The 25,948-nt window shown below is 28.9% G+C and carries 20 protein-coding genes; 19 read left to right on the forward strand and 1 reads right to left on the reverse strand.

The genetic code is table 11. From position 1 onward, the window contains the following. The 17 genes from AC5EAH_RS02325 to AC5EAH_RS02405 all read left to right on the forward strand — a co-directional run. The coding region (locus AC5EAH_RS02325; protein WP_493493139.1) for an LPXTG cell wall anchor domain-containing protein at positions 1 to 277 on the forward strand (277 nt) is incomplete at its 5' end. 99 nt (positions 278 to 376) lie between these two features. Beyond that, on the forward strand, positions 377 to 3,001 hold the full coding sequence (gene polA, locus AC5EAH_RS02330; protein ID WP_493493140.1) for a DNA polymerase I: 2,625 nt from the start codon (positions 377 to 379) through the stop codon (positions 2,999 to 3,001). 15 nt (positions 3,002 to 3,016) lie between these two features. Then, positions 3,017 to 3,892 carry a bifunctional DNA-formamidopyrimidine glycosylase/DNA-(apurinic or apyrimidinic site) lyase gene (mutM, locus tag AC5EAH_RS02335; protein ID WP_493493141.1) on the forward strand — a complete coding sequence of 292 codons (876 nt, stop codon included), beginning with the start codon at positions 3,017 to 3,019 and terminating at the stop codon, positions 3,890 to 3,892. 2 nt (positions 3,893 to 3,894) lie between these two features. Further along, the gene (gene coaE / locus AC5EAH_RS02340; RefSeq protein WP_493493142.1) at positions 3,895 to 4,485 is read left to right on the forward strand and encodes a dephospho-CoA kinase; all 591 of its coding nucleotides are present in this window, start codon (positions 3,895 to 3,897) and stop codon (positions 4,483 to 4,485) included. Further along, positions 4,485 to 5,249: an epoxyqueuosine reductase QueH gene (locus AC5EAH_RS02345; RefSeq protein ID WP_493493143.1), complete on the forward strand. Its 765-nt coding sequence runs from the start codon at positions 4,485 to 4,487 to the stop codon at positions 5,247 to 5,249. The genes coaE and AC5EAH_RS02345 overlap by 1 nt, the downstream gene beginning before the upstream one ends. A 12-nt stretch (positions 5,250 to 5,261) precedes the next feature. Continuing rightward, entirely contained in the window at positions 5,262 to 7,325 is a 2,064-nt protein-coding gene (locus AC5EAH_RS02350) for an MMPL family transporter (protein ID WP_493493144.1), read from the forward strand. A gap of 85 nt (positions 7,326 to 7,410) precedes the next feature. Then, the gene (locus AC5EAH_RS02355) at positions 7,411 to 9,771 is read left to right on the forward strand and encodes an endonuclease MutS2 (RefSeq protein ID WP_493493145.1); all 2,361 of its coding nucleotides are present in this window, start codon (positions 7,411 to 7,413) and stop codon (positions 9,769 to 9,771) included. Positions 9,772 to 9,847: 76 nt separating this feature from the next. Next, the gene (gene trxA / locus AC5EAH_RS02360) at positions 9,848 to 10,159 is read left to right on the forward strand and encodes a thioredoxin (protein WP_493493146.1); all 312 of its coding nucleotides are present in this window, start codon (positions 9,848 to 9,850) and stop codon (positions 10,157 to 10,159) included. A 139-nt stretch (positions 10,160 to 10,298) separates the two neighbouring features. Then, on the forward strand, positions 10,299 to 11,426 hold the full coding sequence (locus AC5EAH_RS02365) for a glucose-1-phosphate adenylyltransferase (protein ID WP_493493147.1): 1,128 nt from the start codon (positions 10,299 to 10,301) through the stop codon (positions 11,424 to 11,426). A gap of 12 nt (positions 11,427 to 11,438) precedes the next feature. After that, positions 11,439 to 12,554, forward strand: coding sequence for a glucose-1-phosphate adenylyltransferase subunit GlgD (glgD, locus tag AC5EAH_RS02370; protein WP_493493148.1), 1,116 nt, complete (start codon positions 11,439 to 11,441; stop codon positions 12,552 to 12,554). A gap of 11 nt (positions 12,555 to 12,565) precedes the next feature. Then, positions 12,566 to 14,005 carry a glycogen synthase gene (locus AC5EAH_RS02375; RefSeq protein WP_493493149.1) on the forward strand — a complete coding sequence of 480 codons (1,440 nt, stop codon included), beginning with the start codon at positions 12,566 to 12,568 and terminating at the stop codon, positions 14,003 to 14,005. 107 nt (positions 14,006 to 14,112) lie between these two features. After that, complete coding sequence (gene glgB, locus AC5EAH_RS02380) at positions 14,113 to 15,948, forward strand: 1,4-alpha-glucan branching protein GlgB (RefSeq protein WP_493493150.1); 1,836 nt, start codon at positions 14,113 to 14,115, stop codon at positions 15,946 to 15,948. A 41-nt stretch (positions 15,949 to 15,989) separates the two neighbouring features. Next, on the forward strand, positions 15,990 to 18,113 hold the full coding sequence (gene pulA, locus AC5EAH_RS02385; protein ID WP_493493151.1) for a type I pullulanase: 2,124 nt from the start codon (positions 15,990 to 15,992) through the stop codon (positions 18,111 to 18,113). Positions 18,114 to 18,176: 63 nt separating this feature from the next. After that, complete coding sequence (locus AC5EAH_RS02390; protein WP_493493152.1) at positions 18,177 to 18,767, forward strand: TVP38/TMEM64 family protein; 591 nt, start codon at positions 18,177 to 18,179, stop codon at positions 18,765 to 18,767. 78 nt (positions 18,768 to 18,845) lie between these two features. After that, the gene (lepB, locus tag AC5EAH_RS02395) at positions 18,846 to 19,400 is read left to right on the forward strand and encodes a signal peptidase I (RefSeq protein ID WP_493493153.1); all 555 of its coding nucleotides are present in this window, start codon (positions 18,846 to 18,848) and stop codon (positions 19,398 to 19,400) included. A 147-nt stretch (positions 19,401 to 19,547) separates the two neighbouring features. Next, on the forward strand, positions 19,548 to 20,456 hold the full coding sequence (locus AC5EAH_RS02400; protein ID WP_493493154.1) for a fumarylacetoacetate hydrolase family protein: 909 nt from the start codon (positions 19,548 to 19,550) through the stop codon (positions 20,454 to 20,456). A gap of 140 nt (positions 20,457 to 20,596) precedes the next feature. After that, on the forward strand, positions 20,597 to 21,046 hold the full coding sequence (locus AC5EAH_RS02405; protein ID WP_493493182.1) for a Fur family transcriptional regulator: 450 nt from the start codon (positions 20,597 to 20,599) through the stop codon (positions 21,044 to 21,046). A 56-nt stretch (positions 21,047 to 21,102) separates the two neighbouring features. Here the strand turns inward: AC5EAH_RS02405 and AC5EAH_RS02410 are convergent, their stop codons facing one another. Then, positions 21,103 to 21,315 (reverse strand): helix-turn-helix domain-containing protein, encoded by a 213-nt coding sequence (locus AC5EAH_RS02410; RefSeq protein ID WP_493493155.1) that lies wholly within the window; start codon positions 21,313 to 21,315, stop codon positions 21,103 to 21,105. A 281-nt stretch (positions 21,316 to 21,596) separates the two neighbouring features. Here AC5EAH_RS02410 and AC5EAH_RS02415 point away from each other — a divergent pair, with 281 nt between their 5' ends. Both AC5EAH_RS02415 and AC5EAH_RS02420 read left to right on the forward strand, forming a co-directional pair. Further along, on the forward strand, positions 21,597 to 25,397 hold the full coding sequence (locus AC5EAH_RS02415; protein ID WP_493493156.1) for an SspB-related isopeptide-forming adhesin: 3,801 nt from the start codon (positions 21,597 to 21,599) through the stop codon (positions 25,395 to 25,397). Between the two features lie 13 nt (positions 25,398 to 25,410). Next, positions 25,411 to 25,932, forward strand: a complete 522-nt coding sequence (locus AC5EAH_RS02420; RefSeq protein WP_493493157.1) for a hypothetical protein — start codon at positions 25,411 to 25,413, stop codon at positions 25,930 to 25,932. The last annotated feature ends 16 nt before the right edge of the window (positions 25,933 to 25,948 follow it).

The following is a 25,948-nucleotide window of genomic DNA, read 5'->3' on the forward strand; positions in this document are numbered from 1 at the left end:
TACATACCCAGACGGAACGAAAGATATGATTCCAGGCTCAGAAACAGTTACGGCTAAGAATGAAAATATTGCTAAATTTATACCATCAAACAAACAAAATGATATGAAAGTAGCAAAATTATCAACTAAACGTAACGGTGCAACTAACAGCATGACTGCTAAGAAACAACAATTACCGAAAACAGGAATGAGTACATCAAATACAACTTCAGGTTTAGGTTTATTAGGATTAGTATTAACTTTATTTGGTTTACGTCGTCGTAAAGAAGATAAGTAGTTAAAATAACCATAAAGAAGAGAAAGATTTTAATATCTTTCTCTTCTTATTTATATTAGTATGATATAATGAAACAAATAGAGTGAGGAGAAAATTAAAATGACTAATAAAAAATTAATGATTGTAGATGGTAACAGTGTTGCTTATCGATCATTTTTTGCTATGCCATTATTAACTAATAGTAAAGGTTTATATACGAATGCGATTTATGGATTTACTTTGGCCATAGAAAAAATGATTAATTTAATTCAACCTACACATATCTTAGTTGCTTTTGATGCAGGAAAAACGACTTTTCGTCATGAACATTATCCACAATATAAAGGTGGTAGAGAAAAAACGGCACCAGAATTATCTGAACAATTTCCATTGATTCGAAAATTACTGACTGCCTACAATATTAAATATTATGAATTAAATAATTATGAAGCAGATGATATTATTGGTACGGTTGCTAAGAAAGCAAGTGAAGACGGTTTTGAAACAATTATTTATACTGGAGATAAAGATATAACACAATTAATTACAGAACAAGTCACTGTTTACTATATGAAAAAAGGTCAAGATGATATTTATACCCCTGATTTTTTTGCTCAACAATATGGCGGCTTACAACCACATCAAATGATAGATTTAAAAGCATTAATGGGAGATAAATCTGATAATATTCCAGGTGTACCTGGTGTTGGTGAAAAGACTGCTATTAAACTGATAAGTCAATATGAAACAGCAGAAAATGTATTAGAAAATATTGCAAATATTTCTGGTAAGAAATTAGTAGAAAATTTAACGTCACATTATCAACAAGTCATAAATAATAAATATTTAGTAACAATAAATTGTGATAGTCCTATTGAAATAAGTTTAGATGAGTTACATTATCAATCTTCACAACAAATAGAAGAGCAAAAGTTTCATATTTTTAAAGAATTAGAGTTTAACTCTTTATTAACAAATATGTCGGCAAGTAAATCAACAACTCAAAAGTTGGAAAGTTCATATCAACAACTAGATAGTAAGAGCAAAATAGATACATCACATAGAACAGCTATTTATGTTGAAATGACTTCAGATAATTATTTAACTTCAGATATCCTTTATTTTGTTTTATCTGATGGTGAGCAACAATACGTAATGACACCAGAAGATTTTAAAAAGAATAAATCAATTCAAACTTGGTTGGCTAGCGATAAGTATAAGACAGTTTATGACTATAAGAAATTTTACGTAGCCTGCACTCGTTTAGATTGTGTAGTTAATGGTATAGATTTTGATGTAATGCTGGCTGCTTATATTGACAATGCTAGTGTGACTATAGAAGATGTAGCTTCTGTTGCACAATATTATAATATTGCTCAATTACAATCAGATGATTTAATTTATGGACGTGGTGCTAAATTTAACATTCCAGAACAAGATGTTTTAATGCAACATTGTGCAGATAAAGCCTCTGCAGTTTATAAATTATATGATATTTTATATGATAAATTAACAAAATCAAATCAATTATCTCTATTAGAAGAAGTTGAATTGCCATTATCTCATACTTTGGTAGAAATGGAATTAGAAGGTATTACAGTTAATAAAACAACATTAGAAACAATGTCAGCTGATCTACTATTAAGAATAGAACAATTAGAACATCAAATTAATGAATTAGCTGGAGAAAAATTTAATATTAATTCCCCTAAACAATTAGGTGTTATTCTATTTGAAAAACTAGGTTTACCGATTATTAAAAAAACAAAAACAGGTTATTCTACAGCAGTAGACGTGTTAGAACAAATCCAAGATAAACATGAAATTATTAAATATATTTTATCTTATCGTACCTTAACAAAGTTACGTTCAACTTACACACAAGGCTTACAAAAAGAAATTGCACAAGATGGACGTATTCATACACGTTTTAATCAAGTATTAGCACAAACAGGTCGTCTGTCATCAGTTGAACCCAATTTACAAAATATACCCATACGTATAGAAGAAGGACGTCGAGTAAGACAAGCCTTTGTTGCTAATCATCCAGATTATGTTTTATTATCAGCGGACTATTCTCAAATTGAATTACGTGTATTAGCGCATATTTGTGGTGATGAACGTTTGAAAGAAGCTTTCATTAATAATATTGATATTCATACAAAAACGGCCAGTGATGTTTTTGATGTACCTGTTGATGAAGTAACAGCAGATTTGCGTAGACAAGCTAAAGCTGTTAATTTTGGTATTATTTATGGTATTTCAGATTATGGTTTAAGTCAAAACTTAGGTATTACACGTAAAGAAGCTAAAGTGTTTATTGATAATTATTTAGAAACATTTAAAGGTGTTAAAAATTATATGGAGACGAGTGTACAACAAGCTAAATTACAAGGTTATGTTGAAACATTGTTAAATCGCCGTCGCTATATTCCAGATATTACAAGTAGAAATTACAATCTAAGAAGTTTTGCAGAACGTGTTGCAATGAACACACCTATTCAAGGAACTGCAGCAGATATTATTAAATTAGCGATGATTCAATTACATCAAAAATTAAAAACGACTAAATTACGTGCAACATTATTATTACAAGTACATGATGAATTAATTTTAGAAGTACATCCAGATGACTTAGAAGCATGTAAACAACTGTTAAAATCAACTATGGAAAATGCCTTGAAATTAGATGTACCTCTAGAAGTTGAAATTAGTTATGGTCAAACATGGTATGATGCTAAATAGTTAGGAGGTGTGATAATGCCAGAATTACCAGAAGTAGAAAATATTTTAACAGGTTTGGCACCTTTAGTTATAAATAAAACGATTACAGATGTAACTTTTTCGGATGCTGTACAGCAAAGTCATCATCAAGGAAAACAAACAATTATTAAAGGTTTATCTTTAGATGAATTTTGTCAAAAAATCAAAAACTTTCAAATTAATAATTTAATACGCCGTGGTAAATATTTAATATTTAGCAATGAGAAAGGCGTTATGATTAATCATTTAGGAATGACAGGTGCTTGGTTTGTTGTGAATGACCTCCTGGATATTCCAGTGAATAATTATCGTAAACATTGGCATATTCAATTTAAATTAAATACGGGTGAACAATTAATATTTTCAGATATTAGAAGGTTTGGAGAAATGAGATATTTAGAAAATTTAAATCATTTCAAACCATTAAAAGAGATGGCACCCGAACCTTTTGATCAATCAGCACTAATGCACTTTTTATCAAAAATTAAAGACAAAAAATATCATAATAAAGCAATTAAACCATTAATTATGACTAATGAATTAATTACAGGGTGTGGTAATATTTATGCTTGTGAGGCATTGTACTTAGCTAGAATTAATCCACATCAACAAATAAAATATATGACGCAACATCAATTAGTCGATTTATTTGGAAAAATTTGTTTAGTCTTAAAACAAGGTATTGAAAATGGTGGAACGACTATTTCTGATTATCGTGATGTGTACGGTTCTTTAGGTAGTAATCAACATCAGTTAAATGTTTATGGAAAAAAACATTGTCCACAATGTCATAATGATTTATCACATGATAAAATTGCCAGCCGTATGTCACATTATTGTTCAAATTGTCAACCATTAGTAAGTGAGGGTTAATAATGATTATTGGAATTACAGGAAGTATTGCGACTGGTAAAAGTACAGTCAGTCAATATTTAAAAGATAATAATTTTACAGTGATTGATGCTGATGTGATTGCCAAACAAATTGTTACGAAAGGAAGTCCGATTTTACAACAATTAGTTGTGGCATTCGGTGAAAATATTTTACAAAATGATGGTCAATTAAATCGTCAATATTTAGCAGAAATTATTTTTAATGATGATGAACAGAGAAAGAAATTAGACAAGCTCATGCATCCTGCTGTTTTACGTGTCATGCAATTACAAACACAAATTGCTATTATTAGTCAAAAATTAATTTTTTGGGACATACCTCTATTATTTGAGAGTGGATTTAATCAATATGTAGATAAAACATTGGTTATTTATACGACACTTGATAAGCAATTAGAAAGATTAATGGCTAGACAATCTTTATCAGTACAGCAAGCGCAAGCAATGATAGATAGTCAATGGTCGATAGAGAAGAAAAAACAATTAGGAGATGACATTATAGATAATAATAATGATATTGACGATACTTTGCGACAAGTTGATCAATATATACAAAGAATGCAGGTGAGATAATGAATTTAGATGCTAAAAATTTTATTAATACTAGACATAAAAATCAAAAAGTAAATTATGATGTTGTACTAAAAAACATGATGAATTATTGGAAAGAACAAAATTTTAGGCCTAAAATTATGATTCATAGCTGTTGTGCACCTTGTAGTACAGTAGTGTTAGAATATTTAGCTAGTGCAGCTGATATTACCATTTATTTTTCAAATTCGAATATTCATCCTAAGTCAGAATATGATTATCGTAAACAAGTACAACAAGATTTTATTGAAGAATTTAATTATAGAACAGGACACCAGGTTCAATTTTTATCAGATGAGTATAATCCTAAAAAATTTCTAGAAATTGCAAAAGGTTTAGAGCATGAACGTGAAGGTGGCCAACGTTGCCATGCATGTTATGAAATGCGTTTAGACAGAGCAGCTTTAAAAGCACATGAATTACAATTTGATTATTTTGCTAGTGCGCTTACTTTATCACCACATAAAAATAGTCAAATAATTAATGATGTAGGTTTTGAAGTAGAAAATCAAGAAGTAATAACAGTACATTATTTACCGTCTGATTTCAAAAAAAATAATGGTTATCGTCGTTCAGTTGAAATGTGTGAAGAATATGATGTTTACCGACAATGTTATTGTGGATGTATTTTTGCCGCTAAAGATCAAGGTGTGGATTTAAAAGCTACTAATCAACATGCTAAACAACAATTAGCTGAGCGACAAAGTGGTGAAGTTGTTTCTTTTGTATCAGTTTTAAAATCATAGAGGATTTAAATTATGAAGAAAAAAAGCTTAGTTGCTGTGATTATGATATTTATTATCACCATAATATTAGCATACTTCAGTATTAAACTACCGAATAGATTATCTGGTACAGGGTTTGAAATTAATGGTGAACATCAACAAGTCTTATCACAAATACAACAAGATTTTAATATCCCTCAACAATCATTGTATCTAGTTTTTAAAGACAAAACACCCGAAGAAATAGAGCAGACATTAACATATATCAAAAATCATACACAAGTTACAACGATTTTACCTGTTGAAACTCATGAGAATTATGCTTATGCATCTTTATTATTCAACTTAAATGAAGTGGCAACTTCTCAAGAAGTAGAAAAAATTAATCATTATTTAGAGCATACTAAAGATGTGATGCTAACAGGAAATAGTGCTGCTAATGTAGCCATTAATGAAATGAGTCAAAAAGATTTAAAAAAAGCAGAATTAATTGGTATACCAATAGCTTTAATCATTTTAATTTTAGCATTAGGTAGTTTAGTTAGTGCTATATTGCCAATTATTATAGGCAGTTTAACAATTATATCAACATTCGGTATATTATATTTAACTCACCAAAATAGTACATTATCTATTTATACTTTAAATATTGTCCCAATGATTGGACTCGCACTAAGTATTGACTTTTGCTTACTATTTATTAATCGTTATCAAATAGAAAGACGAGATACAAGCGATCAACAAGCAATTAAAATAACGTTGAAAACTGCAGGTGAAGCAATTTTATTTTCTGCCATTTGTGTTGCGATAGGATTGTCAGCACTATCATTAATTAATATACCATTATTTAGAGATTTAGCATTAGGTTCAGCTATTGTAATCATATGTGCTTTAATATATGTATTTATATGTCTACCTTGTTTATTGTTACTTTTGGGAGATAAAATCAATTTAGGTCGTGTACCTTGGATAAATAATCAAAATCAACAAGTTAATATTTGGTATAAATTTGCCAATTATGTCATGAAACATCCACTGAAAATTGCTTTATTCACTATCACTATATTGGTCGTATCCTTAATACCAACAAAAAATATGATACTTACTTTACCAGCTGAAAAATCTTTGCCTTCTTCACATCAAGTTAGAATCGCGCAAGATATTTTAAGTCAACATTTTAAAGTAGATAGTGATAAGCAAGTATATTTATTAATTAAAAATGAAGATGATTGGCAATTTAATCCACAACATTTAGAAAAAATAAAAAAGATACAAGAAGCATTAACAAAAGAAAAAATGATTTCTAGTATTACAACGATATTTACTGTTACGAAAACTAATGATATAACACATTTACCACAGTCAGAAGCAAAAGTGATTTTTGACTCATTTGTACACCACCATGATTTAATGATACCCATTCAATTGAATATGTCGAGTGATAGTACTGAAGCGAGACAATGGGTAAGACAATTTCATTATCCAAATATGACGAAAGCAGGTTCAAGTCAATTTAAATCAGAAATTTTTCAAGAGATTCATAGTCAAATCATACCTGCATTAAGTATTATTTTTGGTATGACGCTGATTATGCTTTCTTTTGTATTTCGTTCGATTATATTACCAATTAAAGCAATCATTATGAATATAGCTAGCTTAGGTGCTACTTTTGGTATTTTAGTTTGGTTATTTCAAGAAGGTCATTTAGGTTTAGAGACAGCACCATTAACATTAGTTATTCCGGTGATTGTATTTAGTCTTGTGTTTGGTTTAAGTATGGATTATGAAGTGTTTTTAATTACAAGTATTAAAGAGTATTATTATCAAGGGTATACTAATAAAATCGCAACTTTAAAAGGATTAGCTTCAACTAGTAAAATTATTACATCAGCTGCGTTAATTATGATAGTAGTAACAGGTGCGTTTGCTTTTACTTCTATTATACCTGTTAAACAATTAGGCGTAGGAATAGCTTTAGCCATTTTTATTGACGCAACATTAATTCGTTTACTATTAGTACCAAGTTTAATGCAATTAATGGGTGATTGGAATTGGTGGCATCCATTTAAACGAAATAATAAGCGAGAAAGCAGTTAGACTGTTTTCTTGCTTTCATTTGCTTGTTTGAAAAATAATAGTACAAATGATAAGATAACAAAAGAAAGAAAAGAAGGTGAAAACAATGAATCAAAAAACACTTCGTGTGTTAGAATACGATAAAGTCATAGCACAGCTATTGAATTATGTGTATTCTGAATTAGGAGAATCGCTAGTTAAACAATTAGCACCAGCAGATGACTTAAACTATATTAATCAATTACAGCAGCAAACAGATGAAGCTACAATGATTTATAGTAAAAAAGGGCAAGTCCCATTAACTCCAATGTTTGATATACGACCTTTAGCAAAAAGATCTTTGATACAGTCGACATTAGCAGCAACTGAGTTAGTTAAAATTAAAAAAACAGTGATGACTAGTCGTCATTTTTCTAGATTTTATGAACAATTAATTCAAGATAATGAAATTATGTTAAATGAATTAACAACTTTATATCATCAAATGCCAAACTTACATGAAGTATCTGATTACATTCAAAATATTTGTGATGATTCAGGTTTGATTTTAGATCATGCGAGTGAAGCATTAGCACGAATTCGCTCAAGTATTCGTTTAAATGAACAAAGAGTACGTGAAAAAATAGAGCATATTTTACGCTCAGGAAAAAACCAAAAAAAATTAAGTGATATTTTAATGACGATTCGTAATGATCGTCTTGTTATCCCAGTTAAACAAGAATATAAACATGATTTTCCTGGTGTTGTTCATGATCAATCGGCAAGTGGTCAAACACTTTACATCGAACCACAGTCAGTTGTTGAGAGCAATAATAAATTAAAAACTTTAAAAAATCAAGAATATGAAGAAATAGAAAAAATATTAATTGAAGCCACACAATTTATTGCAAATTATAGTGAAGAATTAATTATTTTAACAGATATATTAGGACAATTTGATTTTATTTTTGCTAAAGCACGTTATGGTTTACAGATGAAAGGTTCACGTCCAAAATTAGTAGATACAGGTTATTTAAACTTAAAAAAAGCAAAACATCCATTTATTAATCCTAAAGATGTGGTAGCTAATACAATTACATTAGGTGATGATTATCAAACAATTGTCATCACAGGTCCTAATACTGGTGGGAAAACAGTCACCTTGAAAACTGTTGGTTTACTGTCATTAATGGCACAATCCGGTTTGCAAATACCAGTGATGGAAGGGTCAACATTAACTATTTTTAAGAAGATTTTTTGTGATATTGGTGATGAACAATCTATTGCACAAAACTTATCTACTTTTTCTTCTCATATGATGAACATTATTGATATTGTTAAGCAAGCAGACCAACATAGCTTAGTTTTATTAGATGAGTTAGGTAGTGGTACTGATCCACAAGAAGGTGCAGCTTTAGCCATTTCACTTTTAGATCAATTACATCATCAACAAGCAATCATTATTGCAACGACACACTATCCTGAATTAAAAGCTTATAGTTATAATCGTGATTGGGTAATGAATGCATCAGTAGAATTTGATGTACAAGCTTTAAAACCAACATATCGTTTACTAATGGGTGTGCCTGGAAAATCAAATGCTTTTGAGATCTCTCAAAGATTAGGTTTAGATATTAATATTATTGCTAATGCACGTCAGTTAGTAGACGAAGGAAGTCAAGATATTAATAATATGATTTCAGGTTTAGAACGTGCAACAATTCAAGCTGAAAAACAAGAACAAGAAGCTAGAGAATATGTTAAATCAGCTAAGAAATTACATCAAGATTTACAACAATATATGATTGATTATTATGAATATAAAGATAAGATGTATGAACAAGCTAAAAAAGAAGCAAATCAAAAAATTAGAGCAAGTCAACAAGAAGCACAAGAAATTATTCAATACTTACGAGATTTAAGAGACAGTAAAATGATTGACATTAAAGATCATGAGTTAATCGAAGCTAAACGTCAATTAGATCACACTTTACTTGAAGAAACAATCATCAAGCCTAAAATAAATACTAATAAAAAGCAGGTTAATTATGTTATTGGAGATGATGTTAAAGTCGTAACCTATGGACAAAAAGGAACAATTGTTGATATCAATAAAAAAACAGGTCAATATATTGTTAAAGTAGGTATTATGAAGATGAATGTAGATAAAGATGAATTAGAAAAAGTTGTACAAGATAACAAAGGTAAAGTACAAGTTGCTACACGTAAAGTGACGTCAGCACCAGTAAAATTAGAATTAGATTTACGTGGTGAAAGATACGATAGTGCTATCAATTTACTAGATAAATATTTAGATGAAGCTTTACTTGCTGGCTATCACCAAGTAACAATTATTCATGGTAAAGGAACTGGTGCTTTGCAAAAAGGTGTACAAAATTTCTTAAAAACACATCGCCATGTCGCTTCATTTAGAGGTGGCGTACCATCAGAAGGTGGCTTTGGTGTGACAGTTGTAGAATTCAAATAAAAAAACAAGGCAAATCAATTAATAAAATAGTTAGATTATGCTATAATGATACCATAAAAAATAAGGGGGAAGAATAATGGCAAGAAATATTACTGATGCAGAGTTTTCACAAGCAATTGCAGAAGGTGTAACAGTTGTAGACTTTTGGGCACCATGGTGTGGTCCATGTAAAATGATTGCACCTGTTTTAGAACAATTATCTGAAGAATTCGGTGAACGTGTAGACATCGTTAAATTAAATGTTGACGAACAACAACAAACAGCACAACAATTTGGTGTTATGAGTATTCCGACATTAATTATTTTTAAAGATGGTCAAGAAGTAGGTAAACAAGTAGGTTTTGTTCCTAAAGAAAAATTAGCAGAATTGATCAATCAATACTTATAAAAAGAGCGCTTTTTAGCGCTTTTTTTATTTTAAAATAAAGTTCTGAAAATTTGAAAAAATTAATCATTTTTTATGAAAACACTACCAAAAAAGCATGGAAAATGGTAAAATATAAATATATAAGAAAGGGGTGTTCAATATGGCATGTAATAAAATGTTAGCGATGATTCTTGCGGGTGGAAGAGGTACGAGGTTAGAAAGTTTAACGAAAAAAGTGGCGAAACCAGCAGTGCATTTTGGAGGGAAATATCGAATTATTGATTTTCCTTTAAGTAATTGTTCTAATTCGGGTATTGAAGTTGTAGGTATATTAACACAATACGAATCCGTATTGTTAAATTCATATGTTGCTAAATCGCAACGATGGGGTTTAGATGTCAAAGATAGTGGTGTATTTGTTTTACCACCACGCGAAAAAATTGAAGGTTTTGGCTTGTATAAAGGTACGGCAGATGCCATTACACAAAATATTGATTTTATTGATTTAAATGACCCTGAATATATTTTAGTTTTATCTGGTGATCATATCTATAAAATGAATTATGATAAAATGTTAGAAGAACATGAAAAAAATGAAGCTGATGCAACAATTGCAGTTATTGAAGTCCCTATAAAAGAAGCTTCTCGCTTTGGTATTATGCATACAGATGAATCAGGTAGAATTGATGAATTTGCAGAAAAACCAGAACAACCTAAGAGCAATTTAGCTTCAATGGGAATTTATATTTTCTCATGGAAAACATTACGTAAATATCTATTAGAAGATGAAAAATTATCAACATCAGATCATGATTTTGGTAAAGATATTATTCCAAAAATGTTGAATGATAGCAAACGTTTATTTGCTTATGCATTTAAAGGGTATTGGAAAGATGTAGGAACCATTAATAGTTTATGGGAATCTAATATGGATCTATTAAATGAAAATAATGATTTAAACTTATTTGACCCAACTTGGAAAATTTATTCTGAAGATACAGGGACACCTGCACAAGTAATTGGTAGTGAAGCGGAAATAAAAAATGTTTTTATTGATCAAGGTGCAATTATTAATGGTAAAGTAGAAGACTCTGTTGTTTCAACAAATACAGTGATTGAAAGTGATGCACACATTGTAAAAACTGTGTTAATGCCTAATGTACATATTTCTAAAGGTGCATCTATTGAATACGCTATTGTAGCTAGTGGTGTAACAATTGGTGAAAATGTAAAATTAGCAGGCACAGAAGATGAAGTATTATTAATAGATAAAAATGTCGTGAAATAATGGAGGAGAGCTATGTTAAGAAATACACTAGGTATTGTCAATATTGAAGGTAATAATGTACAGTTTGGTAATTTTATGAATCATCGTGCTATTCAAGCTTTTTCATTTTTAGGACGTTATCGATTAATTGATTTTGTTTTATCTAATATGTCAAATTCAGGTATTACAGAATATCAAGTATATATGCCTAAAAAAATGCGTGCGACTATTCAACACGTTGGGACAGGTGCACAATATAATATTAATAGTAAACGTGGAAAATTACGCTTATTAACAGAAGAAGGTAATCATTCAAGTTTATACAATCATGATATATGTATGTTTTCTGATAATATTAATTATATTAAACAGTCCAACAAAGAATATGTATTAATTGCACCAAGTTATCTAATTTATAGTCAAGATTATAATAAATTATATGAACAACATCTTGCTACAAATGCAGATATCACAATTTTATATAAAAATATTAATGATGCTAAAGCACACTTTGTAGGCTCGGATACACTTAAATTCGATCAAAACAAACGCATTGATATGATTGAAACTAATCAAGGTAAATATAAAAATCGTGCAGTTTCAATGGAAACTTACTTTATGAAACGTTCTTTATTTTTAGAATTAATTAAACGTGCGAATAAAACTTCATCTTTATATTGGTTAAAAGATATTATTCGTGAAGTTGTTAATGAATATAAAATAGTTGGTTATGCCTATAAGGATTATGTTGCCTGCATTAATACAATATCTTCTTATTTTAATACACAATTAGATTTAATTGATCCAACAAAACGAAAATTATTATTTAAACAAAATTGGCCGATTTACACACATACGAACGATAGTTCACCTACATTATATGGGAGAGATGCCGATGTTACAGGTAGTTTAGTTGCTAATGGTTGTAAAATTAATGGTCAAGTTATTAATAGTGTAATTGATCGAGGTGTTGTTATTGAAGAAGGTGCAACCGTCAAAAATTCAATTATTTGCATGGATGTTCATATTTGTCAAGGTACACATATTGAGAATGCGATTATTGACAAAGATACACTATTTAAACATGGTGTGGATATTATCGGTACACCGGAAGAACCAGTTTATACAAAACGTGGTGAAATTATTTAGGAGTGAAATTAATGTCTATGAAAATATTATTTGTTGCATCAGAAGGATTGCCATATATAAAAACAGGTGGATTAGCTGATGTTATAGGTTCTCTACCTAAAGAATTAGTAAAACAAGGTAATCAAGTGTCAGTCGTATTACCGCTTTATAAAAAAATAGCTATAAAAGATCATTATCGTTTTAATTATGTTACAAGCTACGATGTACATGCAGGCGATATTCATACTATTGCTAATGTATACTCAGAAGTAAAAGAAGGCGTCACTTTTTATTTTATTGAACACCGTGATTTGTTTGAACGAGATGAATTATATGGTTATGAAGATGATGCTTATCGTTTTGGTTTTTTCCAACATGCCACTTGTCGCTTATTAGAAGAATTGAATGATTATCCAGAAATTATTCATACACATGACTGGCATACAGCAGCCATTCCATTTTTATGTCGTACATTTTATAGTTATCGTGAAGAATTTAAAAAATTAAAACATGTATTTACCATACATAATTTAGCTTTTCAAGGCATTTTTCCTCAACATGAATTATGGTCAAGTTTAGGTATGAATCATAGTTATTATACTGATGGTACTGCTAGATTTTATGATAATTGTATTAGCTATATGAAATTAGGTATATTGTATGCGGATAAAATAACAACAGTATCTGAAACTTATGCTCACGAGATTTTAACATCAGAATTTGGTGAAAATATGAACAATGTTTTAGAACTACGTCGTTATGATTTGTGTGGTATTGTTAATGGTATCGATTGTGAAGAATGGCAACCAAATAAAGATAAAACACTGATAAAAAATTATGATTATCAAACATTAAATAATAAAGTGAAAAATAAACTAGCTTTACAAAAACAATTTTCACTTGAGGAAAATGAACATATTTTCTTAGTAGGTATTGTTTCAAGATTAACATGGCAAAAAGGATTTTATTTATTACTAGAAAAACTAGAAGAAATTTTACAAGGTCAAGTACAATTCATTGTTTTAGGTAGTGGAGAGACAGACATTGAAGCTAGCATGAATTATTTCAAACATAAATATAGTAATAAATTTGCGTTTTATCAAGGTTATCATGAAAATCTAGCCCATCAAATTTATGCAGCAAGTGATTTATTTATGATGCCCTCTATCTTTGAACCTTGTGGCATTAGTCAATTAATTGCTATGCATTATGGTAGTTTACCATTAGTTCGTGAAACAGGTGGATTGAAAGATACAGTTATTCCTTACAATCATTTTACTAATGAAGGTACTGGATTTAGTTTTTCAGAAAAAAATTCAAATAGTATGAAAGAAGTTTATGAATTAGCTATTCATACTTATTATAATGATCCTTTAGCATGGTCCAAGCTTATACAAAATGCGATGAGTAAAGATGTCAGTTGGACATTATCTGCCCAAAAATATATTGCTTTATACTCAAATATTTTATAAGGAACACTATAAATGTATAAGAATGAGTAGTTTAACTTACTCATTCTTATACATTATTTATGCAAACGTTTGATTTACTATGATCTTATTAAAAGGAGGTTGAGATAATGGTACAATTTAGTGATTTAGATTTATATTATTTGAATTCAGGTGAACATACTGATTTATATACAAAGTTTGGTGCACATATTATTAAACAAAAAAGTAAGATTTTAGGAACCAATTTTCGTTTATATGCACCCAATGCTAAGCAAGTATATGTAATTGGAGAATTTAATCATTGGCAAAAAACTCATTTAATGACAGAAGAATTACCAGGCATCTTTTCATTATATATTTCAGATATAAAATCATTAATGTTATATAAATACGCTATTATTACTCATGATGGACAAGAAATTATTAAATCTGATCCTTATGCTTTCTATAGTGAATTTAGACCGGGTAATGCTTCACTAACTTATAATTTTAGATACAAGTTTAAAGATGATTTGTGGATGACACAACGTTCAAATTATGATTTTAAAACGAAGCCAATGTCAATTTATGAATTACATTTAGGTTCTTGGAAACAAAAAAAATTATCTGATAAAGAAAAATTAGCCAATAAAAATCCTTTTTATAGTTATAAAGATTTAGTTCCTCAACTTATTGACTATGTTAAAGCACATCACTTCACTCACATTGAATTGTTACCTATTATGGAACATCCGCTAGATGCCTCTTGGGGCTATCAAGTTACTGGCTACTATAGTGCAACAAGTCGCTATGGTAAGCCAGATGATTTGAAATATTTTATTGATCAATGTCATCAAGCAGGGATAGGGGTTATTTTAGATTGGGTACCGCTTCATTTTTGTAAAGATGCCCATGGTCTATCATTTTTTGATGGCACGCCATTATATGAATATCCATTAGAACGTGATCGAGAAAATAAGCAATGGGGCACTGTTAATTTTGATTTATCAAAAGGTAGTACACGTAGTTTTTTATTATCAAATATTAAATTTTGGTTAGAACATTATCATTTTGATGGTATTCGTGTAGATGCATTATCTTATTTGTTATATTGGAGAGGTGAAACAGAAGAATCAAAAATTAATCATGAAGCCATTGCATTTATTAAACGTGTTAATGCATTGGTACACAATGAATTTAAAGGTGTGGTAATGATTGCTGAAGATTCATCAAGTTATCCTAAAGTAACACATTCATTTGAAGACAATGGTTTAGGATTTGATATGAAATGGGATTTAGGTTGGATGAATGACACTTTAAAATATTTTGCTAGAACATCCATTCACCGTCCACATCACGCCAATGAAATCACTTTTAGCATGTATTATAATCATCAAGAAAAATATATTTTACCATTATCTCACGATGAAGTCGTACATGGTAAATTATCCATTATTAATAAAATGAATGGTGAATATGAAGATAAATTTCATCAAGCACGTAGTTATTACAGTTATATGTATGCTCATCCAGGTAAAAAATTAATATTTATGGGTAATGAATGGGGGCATATTCGTGAATGGCATGAACATGAAGCAATGGATTGGTTACTATTAGATTATCCACAACATAGTAATTTCAATGCGATGATGTGTAGCCTATTAAAATTTTATAATGACAATAGTGCTTTATGGCAAAAAGATTATGAACAAGAAGGGTTTCAATGGATAAGAATTGATGAAGAAGCAAATTTATATGTATTTTTAAGAAGAAGCAATGAACAAGAATTATTAATTGTAAATAATTTTAATGATCAAAATTTATTTGATAAACAATTAGAAGGCTTATTACCTAAAACATCATATAAATTAGTTTATTCATCAAATGCCATTCCAATTGATGAATTTATAATATCAACAGATAAAAAGGGCTGTGTGTCAATTACTATTCCAAGATATACAACATATTACTTAGAAAAACAATAAATCGACGACACTTAATATAAAAGAAAATCGAGGTATTTAACATGGCATTTAGAAATTTTAATGCATATTTGGATGAAACACAAATTATTACCATTGATATGCCACAAGTCTTTGATGTAAAAGGTATGTCATTTACTTTAGAACATCATATGGACGATGAAATTGAATTGATAGACTTAGAAATAGAAGTAAGTTTTAGTCAAGATAATTTAGTTATTTATCGTTTAGTGACTAGTGATATTATCAATTTAGAAGATAATTATATTCTTTATGATCAAGATAGAAATGCATCAACTTTAATGTATCGTAATATTGTAAGAACAAAATATTTTGATGAACATTATTTTTATAGTGGTAGTGATTTAGGTGCAAACTATTTTTTAGATGAAACTATTTTTAAATTATGGGCACCGTTATCTAAAGCAGTTTATGTTGTTATAAAAAAAGAAAATCATCAACAAGTATTTGTAATGGACAGACAAGCTCATGGTGTATGGGAAGTTGCTGTTAACGGAAATTTAGACGGTGTTAAATATCATTATTTACATTTAGTGAATGGAAAATGGCAACAAGTACACGATCCTTATGCCATTGCATCTGATGTTAATTCTGGAGATAGCTTTGTTATTGATAAAGCTAAATTATTAAATGTTAATCATAAAGTACAACGTGCAAATAAACAAATTCCTATTGAAAAGGCGATTATTTATGAGATGAGTGTTCGTGATTTTACATCCTTACCTAGTGCCAATTTTAAAGCACGTGGTCAATTTCTCGGATTAACTGAATCACCAATTATTGATGGTATATCATTAGGTCAAGATTATTTGAAGCATTTAAATATTACACATATTCAATTAATGCCAATTTACGATTTCGGTAGCGTAGATGAAGCACATCCGAGTAAAGTTTATAATTGGGGTTACGACCCTATGCAATATAATGTGCCAGAAGGTAGTTTTTCATCAGATCCTACTTCAGCCTATGCACGTATTATTGAGTTGCAACTAGCAATAGATCATTACCATAAAGCTGATTTAAGTGTCATTATGGATGTGGTTTATAATCATGTTTATGATGTTGATAGTTATGCATTTGAAAAAATTGTACCTGGCTATTGTTATCGTGTTGACTGGTATAATAACAAAACAAATGGTACATTTTGCGGGAATGACATTGCAACGGAACGTAAAATGATGCGTCAATATATTAAACACTCATTAAGACAATGGTTAACTCTATATGGTGTCGATGGTTTTAGATTCGATTTGATGGGCATTTTAGATATTCAAACAATGAATGAAATTTCAGAAGAGTTACAAAGAGAATATAGTAATGTTTATTTATATGGAGAAGGTTGGCAAATGAATACAGGATTAGATAATCGTTATTTGGCACATCAATTTAATTCGTATCAAATGCCCTCTATAGGATTTTTTAATGATGACTTCAGAGAAACGATTAAAAATGTGCTAATTAATTGTGACAGCATACCACATCAAAAAATAGAAGAAGTTTTAAGTGGTAGTATAGGATTAACGACAGAAAATGGACGTTATTTAACAGCTAGTCAATCTATTAATTATGTAGAATGTCATGATAATCATACATTATTCGATTTTCTGCAAGTTAATAATCATCAATTAAGTGTAGAGGATAGAATAAAATTAGCTAGATTTGCATTGGAAATACAAGCTTTATCGCAAGGTATTTTATTTATTCATAGTGGTCAAGAATTCTTTAGAACAAAAAATAATATAGACAATTCTTATAATTTACCAGATAGTGTTAATCAATTAGATTGGCAACGTGCCGTCATATATTATGAAAATGTTAAATTTGTTAGTCAATTATTTGCATTAAGGCAAAAATATTCACAATTAACTTTATCAACTCAAGAACAAATTAAAGCCAATTGTCATTTTTATTGGTTAACACCACATGTTTTGAGATATCAAATTGTAGAACCAATGATCCCTAAGATCGAAATTATAATTAATTTTGGAAATACATCTTATCACTATACACCATCACAACATTTAGTATTAAAAATGTGTTATCCTTATATTAATACAGAAGATAGAGATGATAAGATAGTTCAAGACATAACGATACCTGCACATCAATGTGCCCTATTGATTGAACAATCAAATAATTCTTTATAGTTGCAATTTAATGTTAAGTAAGTAAAATTAGAAATAATAAATAACTTAACGAGGAGAATTTATTTGGAATTTTTAAAAGAATTTTTTACGATTGATAATGTTAACCATTTAATAAAGACCCACCCTAATATAAGTCTTATTTTAGCAGTAGTATTTCCTTATTTAGAATCATTATTACCATTTTTACCACTTATTGTCTTCGCAATAGTGAATGTTAATGTTTTTGGTTTGTGGCTAGGATTTTTCTTAACTTGGATAGGAGCTGTTGCAGGTTCTATAACTGTATTTTGGATTTTTAGGAAGTTTGGTCATTTACCTATATTAACTTCTATTTGGCAAAGACCTACGATGAAAAAAGGAATGACATGGATTGAAAAACATGGTTTTGGACCAGTATTCATTTTATTATGTTTTCCCTTTACACCATCTGCTATTGTTAATATCATTGCGGGTATTTCAAATATGAAATTTCAACAATATATGTTAGCTACTAGTTTAGGTAAATTATTTTCTATTTTTATGATGTGTTATATTGGTTCTGATTTTCATAAAATTATCGCAGATCCATTTCGATTAATCATGACATTACTTGCAATTTTAGTTTTATGGATATTAGGAAAAATCGTAGAAAAACGATTAAATAGCCGTCTATAAAAATTAAGATAAATTTAAGCAAGATATTATAACGTAATTGTAGTATACTATTGCTAAAGTTAAAATTGGAGGAACGATATGATTAAAGAGTTAAAAGAATGGTTCTTTGCCATTTTATTTGCTGTTGTTTTATTCTTTGTATTACAGACGTACGTTATGGCATCATTTCATGTGAAAGGTCATTCAATGGATTATACTTTTGCTGATGGAGATCGAGTAATTGTTAGTAAGTTGAGTCAAACTTTCCATACGATTAAGCATGGGGATATTATCGTATTTAAACACGATGAACATAATGATTATATTAAACGTGTGATTGGTATGCCTGGAGATACAGTAGAATATAAAAATGATGTCTTATATATTAATGGTAAAGCCATAGATGAGCCTTATTTAAAAGAAACAAAAGAAAAAAATAAAGAAGGACAATGGTTAACAGATGATTTTAATCTGGAAACATTATTGAAAACGAAAGTTGTACCAGAGAACACTTATTTTGTGATGGGGGATAATCGTCAACATAGTAGTGATAGTCGTCGTTTAGGATTTATTAAACAAAATAAAGTTTATGGTAAAGTAGCAATTAGATATTGGCCATTATCAGACTTATCAATAGATTTTTCAGGGAAATAGTATAGAAACTTCGTAAAGCAAACAATTGAATGCTTTACGAAGTTTTTAGTTTAAATTAATGATATTTTAGTACCTTTTCAGTAATAAATCATGTATAATTAAGGTATTCTTATCAATTGAAAAGTGGTTATTAAAGGAGAAAAATCAATGAAATTTTTATCATATAATTATCAAAATGAATCTTCGTACGGTGTAAAAGTAAAAAAAGAAGAAGCGGCTTGGGATTTAAAAAAATTATTTAAAAAATTTAGTGCATACCAACCTAATACATTATTAGAAGGTATACAAGCGACAGAATATACTTTTTTAGAAGAAGTTCGAAAAATTGTTGAATTAGCGCAAGCAGATGACAATCCAAATCAATATAAAGTGTATTTAAAAGATATCGAATGGTTAGCACCAATTCCTAAGCCCACTAAAAATATTTTATGTGCCGGTCATAATTATGAATCACATGTTAAAGAATTAGGCGATCAATTAGCAACAACACCAAAAGATGTTATCATTTTCACAAAATCTCCAACAACATTAGTAGGTGATAATGCCACTGTCCCAAGTCATAAAGAAGTAACATCACAGCTTGATTATGAAGGTGAGCTTGCCATTGTAATTAGTAAACCAGCTAAAAATATTTTACGACCTCTAGCTTTAGATTATATTTTTGGTTATACAATTTTAAATGATTTAACAGCTAGAGATATTCAAAAGAAACATAATCAATTTTTCTTAGGTAAATCTTTAGATCAATCTGCACCAATGGGTCCTTATTTAGTAACAAAAGATGAAGTCGCATCACCTGAAGCCATGACTTTAGTTACAAAAGTTAATGGTGAAGTTAGACAAAATTCAGCAACAAATGATATGTTATTTAGAATTGATGATTTAATTGTAGAAATTTCAAAAATTATGACATTAGAACCAGGAGATATTATTGCAACAGGGACACCAGCAGGTGTCGGAAGTGCAATGAATCCACCACAATTTTTAAAAACAGGTGATGAAATAAAAGTATCTATTACAAGTATAGGTACATTAACGACAAAAATAGGTGATTAATTTAATAATAAAGACTAAAAAACTGCTGATATTTTAATTTTATTGTGCAAAATTTAAGTTAAATATGTTATTATTACTAAGTAGTTTTAATAGTTACATTAATTTAAATTTATATTAGAAAGAGGGTGGCGATAATGTTGATGGCATTGTCACATCAAGAACAAAGTAAAGTTTCAGAAGCAGTTAAATTATTAAGAGATGCTTGTGTAAGAATTACGCCTCAAAGACAAGCAATATTACTATATTTAGTTAGAACGGATAAACATCCAACAGCAGATGATATTTATCAAGAATTATCTCCTGTTTTCCCTAATATTAGTGTCGCAACAATATACAATAATTTAAAGGTATTTAAGAAAATAGCATTAGTAAGAGAATTAACATACGGAGATGCTTCAAGTAGATTTGAGTTTATTACTGTACCACATTATCATGTTATTTGTAGTGAATGTGGAAAAATTTCTGACTTTGATGCTGATAAAGAAATAAAGTTAAATGAACTTGCTGCTAATGAAACAGGTTTTAAAATTAAAAATCATCGTTTAGAGTTTTATGGTATTTGTCCAGAATGTCAATTAAAAAATAAATAAACTCGTGGCTTAAATATATATAATCAAGCGCTTTGGATAATCACAAAGCGCTTGGTTTATTTATTAATATTAGGATTATCGGTACGACCTAACAAATAATCAATTGATACATCAAAATAATTAGCAATTGTTATTAATTTGTTATTAATAGCTGGTGATTGTCCATTTTCAAATGAACGATAAGCTCGTTCAGATTTATAGCCCAATAATTCAGCAACTTCTTTTTGTGTCATATTGTGTTGTGTTCTAATTTTTTTTAAATTTTTCATCATCAAAATCCTTTAATATATATTGACAGGCTTTGACAAAGCCTGTATACTATCTTCGTAGGCTTTATTAGAGCCTGAAAAAGTGGTTGTATAGTTAATATTTAACAATATGAAAAATGCTTATATATTAGCATATTTTATTATATCATAAATGATGCTAATTATTTAAGAAAGGAGTTATTAGCAAAGTTAAATATTTTAAATTATATTCGTAAGACAGTATTAAATTTATTGTTAATAATATTTGGTTTTCTAAATATACAAATAATAAGGAGAATAATATGTCATACAAAGTGAGATACACACTAAGAAAAAGTAGAAAATTTGGTACATTAATGCCAGTTATGTTTGGTGTTATATTAAGCGGTACAATTTTATCTTCAAATACTACACATGCAAGTGAAGCTATTGTTAATACGACAGAAAATCCTGCAACTAATGCTACAGAAGCGCAACCTACTGAAATACCGGAGACCATAGAAAGTCATCATAAAGCACATCAATCCGAAGGGGAACTTAATGTATCACCTAGTCAAATAGCTTTAGATGCAACAATTAGTGAAGCGCAAAATCAAGGCTTATCTACAGAATTAACTACAACTATTAATCAAGGTATTACTTCTAATATAAAAGAAACAGAAAAAAAACAACTTCAAATCTCAACTGATTATCAAGAACAAATTAAAGATATTAAAAATACTGTAACTCAATATCAACAAAAAAAACAAGCATATCAGCAAAAACAAGTACAAATTTCTCTTGATAATGCGAATAAAAAAGAACAATATCTTCAAAAAATGCAGCAACATCATGAAACTGTAAAGAAAATTAATGATATCAATCAAAAGCAACAACAAGCTTATCAAGAAGCATTGTCGAATTATCATCATGAAGTAGAAAATATAGATGCATTTAATAAAAATCAAGAAAAACAATATCAGGCTGCTTATCAAACTTATAATCAACATAAAAATCAGATTACTAAATTTAATCAACAACAACAAGAAACATATAATCAAGCAATGTTTCAATATAACCAACAATTAGCTACGTATCAACAAAAGCAACAACAATATGACGAAGCAATGCAACATTATAATAATGCAGTAAAAGAAATCAATCAAAAAAATAACAATTTATTATTCCAATATAATCAAAAAATTAAAGAACTTAATCAAAAACAAATAGAAATAGATCGTCAAAATCAACAAGCATTAATTAAATATCAGCAGAAAGTAAACAAGACAAAACAAGTTGTTTCTGATGGTATGAATAATCCAACTACGATTATAGCTTCAGATGGTGATAATACACAATATAGTGCTTCACAATCATGGACAAATTTAAAATCAAAAACAATTGATCATGATATCCATATTGTAGCTTCTGGTAAAGTAAATAATGTCGAAGATTTACAAAATGGTAATTATGCTGTATACGTCTATTCAGACACAGCAGGAAAAATTACCAATGATAATATTATTCAATCAATTCACTGGGGAGATGTTGACATTATAGGGAATGTTGTTGAAGGAGATAAAATAACAGAATCTTATCAAAAAATAACAGGATTAAATAATTCACTATATGATGTGACAACAGGTAATACTAGTAAAGTTTTTTCAGTTAAGTCTGGTGAGTGGTTTAAAATTCCACAGGCTGTTAGTTTAGCTAATCATCAGAAAAAAGATTTGCTAGTCAAATTAACCAAATCAGGTACACCTTTAACATACGGTGAAGATTGGATCACAGTGTGGAATGCGAACGGAGCCATTAATTATTATGATGGCTCACATGTGTTAACCGAAGAAGCACCAGCAGATAAAATATCAGCCACATATAAAATTGCTGATACACAAGATAAGTATTTATGGACAGCAGCTACTTTTGATATTGATGGTGGTCAATATATGACCTTAAATACTGAAGACAGTGCTATTGTTTCAATTGGTGGTGGACTAAAATTAGAAAATAAAAATGTCTATGCTGATGAGCAATTAGGTTATACATGGGGTAAAAATACAAATGCTAATGCGTTAGATGGCACAAACTCAACACCAGATGGTGTCATGGTTTTTACAGAATTTTCTAATGAAATATCACATACTTTATCTAATACACCAGGAGGTAACTCTACATCAGTAGCCAATGCAGATTTTGGTATTTCTGTTAATATTTCAGTAGCTGAGTATCCTATTTTACAACATAAAATATTATTACCTCCTAAACCACAACTACATGAATTACCAAATAAACCTACTAATAGTATCAAAATAAATCAGCCACCACGACCTCAAAAATTACCAGATAAACCTATACCAATGGTACCACAAAAACCTAAGATTAAAACTTATCCTAAAAAACCTACATTACCAATTAACAAAAAAATACCATTACCACCGATTGAACCGATTTATCAACGTTTACCAGATAAACCACAACCTTCAAAAATAAAATATCATTATCAAAAATTAGCGATGCGTCCTAATATAGAAAAGCAAGTCACTAATTATCAAAATCTTAATATTTCAAATGCACTAGTCCCTAAACTATCTGAAGTATATTGGCATTTAACTACGGAAAATCTACCTTCTTCTAGAGAAAAAATTAATCGTTACATATTTACTGATTATCTTCCTAGTGGTTTTTCACTAGATTTATTAGCTACTCAAAAAAATAATCAAAATTTTAAACTTGATTTTAATCCTCAAAAGAATATTTTACAATTACAAGCCACACCAAAATATTTAAAATATATTAATCAAAATTTATCAAAAGAACTATCTGTAGTATCGCCTGTCATTATTGGAAGAGTATTGAATGATGGTGCAAATTATACGAATAATTTTAAACAGCAAATTAATAATTATGTAAGTTATTCTAATAATGTACAAGTTGCCACACCAGGTAATCCTAAAGATCCACAACATCCACATAATAATTTAATTCGACCAATTAAATATAATACAAATCAAGAAGGTATTATTATCAATGATAAAGAAGTATTAGCAGGTTCAACAAATTATTATCAATTGACATGGGATTTAGATCAATATAAAGATATTAAAGCGACTGATAAAGCTATAAATAAAGGATTTTATTTTATTGATGATTATCCAGAAAATATTTTAACACCAGATTTATCAAAAATTAAAATTAATAATAATATAATACAAGAAATGACAGATATTGATGTTAATATATATTCAAATATGGATAAAGTTCCTTCTCAACTTCAACAAATATTAAAATTAGCAAATATTCAACCAAAAGGTGCTTTTCAATTGTTTTCAGCAAACAATCCTAAGTTATTTTATGATAAATATGTAAAAAAAGGAGAATCATTAACTATCATTACACCAATGATAATTAATCATGACTTAGCGCAGCGAGGTGGTGAATTTAGTAACCGTGCTTATCAAATTGATTTTGGTAATGGTTATGCAACAAATATTGTTAAAAATCACATACCTATCATGCGACCACATAAAGATGTTGTTGTAAATATCAATGATCAAACTAGTTTAGAAGGTAAAAAAATTTCATTGAATGAACTATTTAATTATCATTTAATAGGTGCAGATTTACCTAATAATCGTGCAGAACCAATAATAGAATATAGTTTTATTGATTATTACGATAATAAAAGAGATAAATACACTGAAGAATATCATGTTTTCGCTACAAAAGATCTCGTATTAACTAATGGTAGTTTAATAACAAAAGGTACAGAAGTCACTCATCATACTGTTCAAAATCATGAAGATAATAAAATTATTATTAGTTTTAACAAAGAATTTTTATTGAATATTGATAACAATAGTACTGTACAATTTGATATGTATTTGAAAATGAAACGTATTAATCCGGGGACAATAGAAAATAAATTTATTAATAGAATTAATGGAGTTAATGTCATTTCAAATACTGTACATACACATACAACCATGAAAAACAAATTTAAACCGATGAAATTACATTCACATATGTTACCTAAAACAGGACAAACAACATTACCAACAACATTTTTGGGGCTACTATTATTAGTTCTATCAATCTTCAAGATAAAAAAATACAATTAAAAAGGAGCTTATCATGAAAAAAATAATATGTTATTCAACAATTATGTTTTCTGTATTATCTATAGCTCAAACATCTTCAGTATTTGCTAATGAAACAATTTCTGAAGAAAAAGTTTTAGCGTCAGAAATAACATCAGAAGAAAATAATTATCAACTGTTTGAAGAAGTCACCTCTATCAGTGAAACTACATCGTTTGAAGATGAAAAAACTCCTAAGTTAAAAAAGAAAAAAGATGAAGTGATATCAACTAAAGATAAAACTAACATCAATGAATCAATACCTATTTTCGAAAATATGCATGAAGATAAATCAGTAGATCATCATGATAAACACGAGTATATAAGTCATGATCATGAACAATCAACGATGTTAAACAATAAAAAAGTTACATCTGTACAGAATAAAACAAAACAAAATATGTTACCACTTTCAGGGATCCCATCATCTAACGCAACTATATATGGTTTAGTGTTATTTGTATCCGTATGGATCATCAATAAAATTTTTAAAAAAATAACAAATGAAGAGAAATAAAATTTTAATATTATCA

It is taken from the genome of Staphylococcus sp. B1(2026), from assembly GCF_058895785.1.

Excerpts from the sequence above, each read along its gene's own strand:
- pulA (WP_493493151.1), top strand. The coding sequence starts at position 15,990 with ATGGCATTTAGAAATTTTAATGCATATTTGGATGAAACACAAATTATT.
- glgD (WP_493493148.1), top strand. The coding sequence starts at position 11,439 with ATGTTAAGAAATACACTAGGTATTGTCAATATTGAAGGTAATAATGTA.
- AC5EAH_RS02410 (WP_493493155.1), bottom strand. The coding sequence starts at position 21,315 with ATGAAAAATTTAAAAAAAATTAGAACACAACACAATATGACACAAAAA.
- AC5EAH_RS02345 (WP_493493143.1), top strand. The coding sequence starts at position 4,485 with ATGAATTTAGATGCTAAAAATTTTATTAATACTAGACATAAAAATCAA.
- AC5EAH_RS02365 (WP_493493147.1), top strand. The coding sequence starts at position 10,299 with ATGGCATGTAATAAAATGTTAGCGATGATTCTTGCGGGTGGAAGAGGT.
- trxA (WP_493493146.1), top strand. The coding sequence starts at position 9,848 with ATGGCAAGAAATATTACTGATGCAGAGTTTTCACAAGCAATTGCAGAA.
- coaE (WP_493493142.1), top strand. The coding sequence starts at position 3,895 with ATGATTATTGGAATTACAGGAAGTATTGCGACTGGTAAAAGTACAGTC.
- AC5EAH_RS02415 (WP_493493156.1), top strand. The coding sequence starts at position 21,597 with ATGTCATACAAAGTGAGATACACACTAAGAAAAAGTAGAAAATTTGGT.
- AC5EAH_RS02350 (WP_493493144.1), top strand. The coding sequence starts at position 5,262 with ATGAAGAAAAAAAGCTTAGTTGCTGTGATTATGATATTTATTATCACC.
- polA (WP_493493140.1), top strand. The coding sequence starts at position 377 with ATGACTAATAAAAAATTAATGATTGTAGATGGTAACAGTGTTGCTTAT.
- AC5EAH_RS02355 (WP_493493145.1), top strand. The coding sequence starts at position 7,411 with ATGAATCAAAAAACACTTCGTGTGTTAGAATACGATAAAGTCATAGCA.
- glgB (WP_493493150.1), top strand. The coding sequence starts at position 14,113 with ATGGTACAATTTAGTGATTTAGATTTATATTATTTGAATTCAGGTGAA.
- mutM (WP_493493141.1), top strand. The coding sequence starts at position 3,017 with ATGCCAGAATTACCAGAAGTAGAAAATATTTTAACAGGTTTGGCACCT.
- AC5EAH_RS02400 (WP_493493154.1), top strand. The coding sequence starts at position 19,548 with ATGAAATTTTTATCATATAATTATCAAAATGAATCTTCGTACGGTGTA.
- AC5EAH_RS02420 (WP_493493157.1), top strand. The coding sequence starts at position 25,411 with ATGAAAAAAATAATATGTTATTCAACAATTATGTTTTCTGTATTATCT.
- AC5EAH_RS02405 (WP_493493182.1), top strand. The coding sequence starts at position 20,597 with ATGGCATTGTCACATCAAGAACAAAGTAAAGTTTCAGAAGCAGTTAAA.
- AC5EAH_RS02375 (WP_493493149.1), top strand. The coding sequence starts at position 12,566 with ATGTCTATGAAAATATTATTTGTTGCATCAGAAGGATTGCCATATATA.
- lepB (WP_493493153.1), top strand. The coding sequence starts at position 18,846 with ATGATTAAAGAGTTAAAAGAATGGTTCTTTGCCATTTTATTTGCTGTT.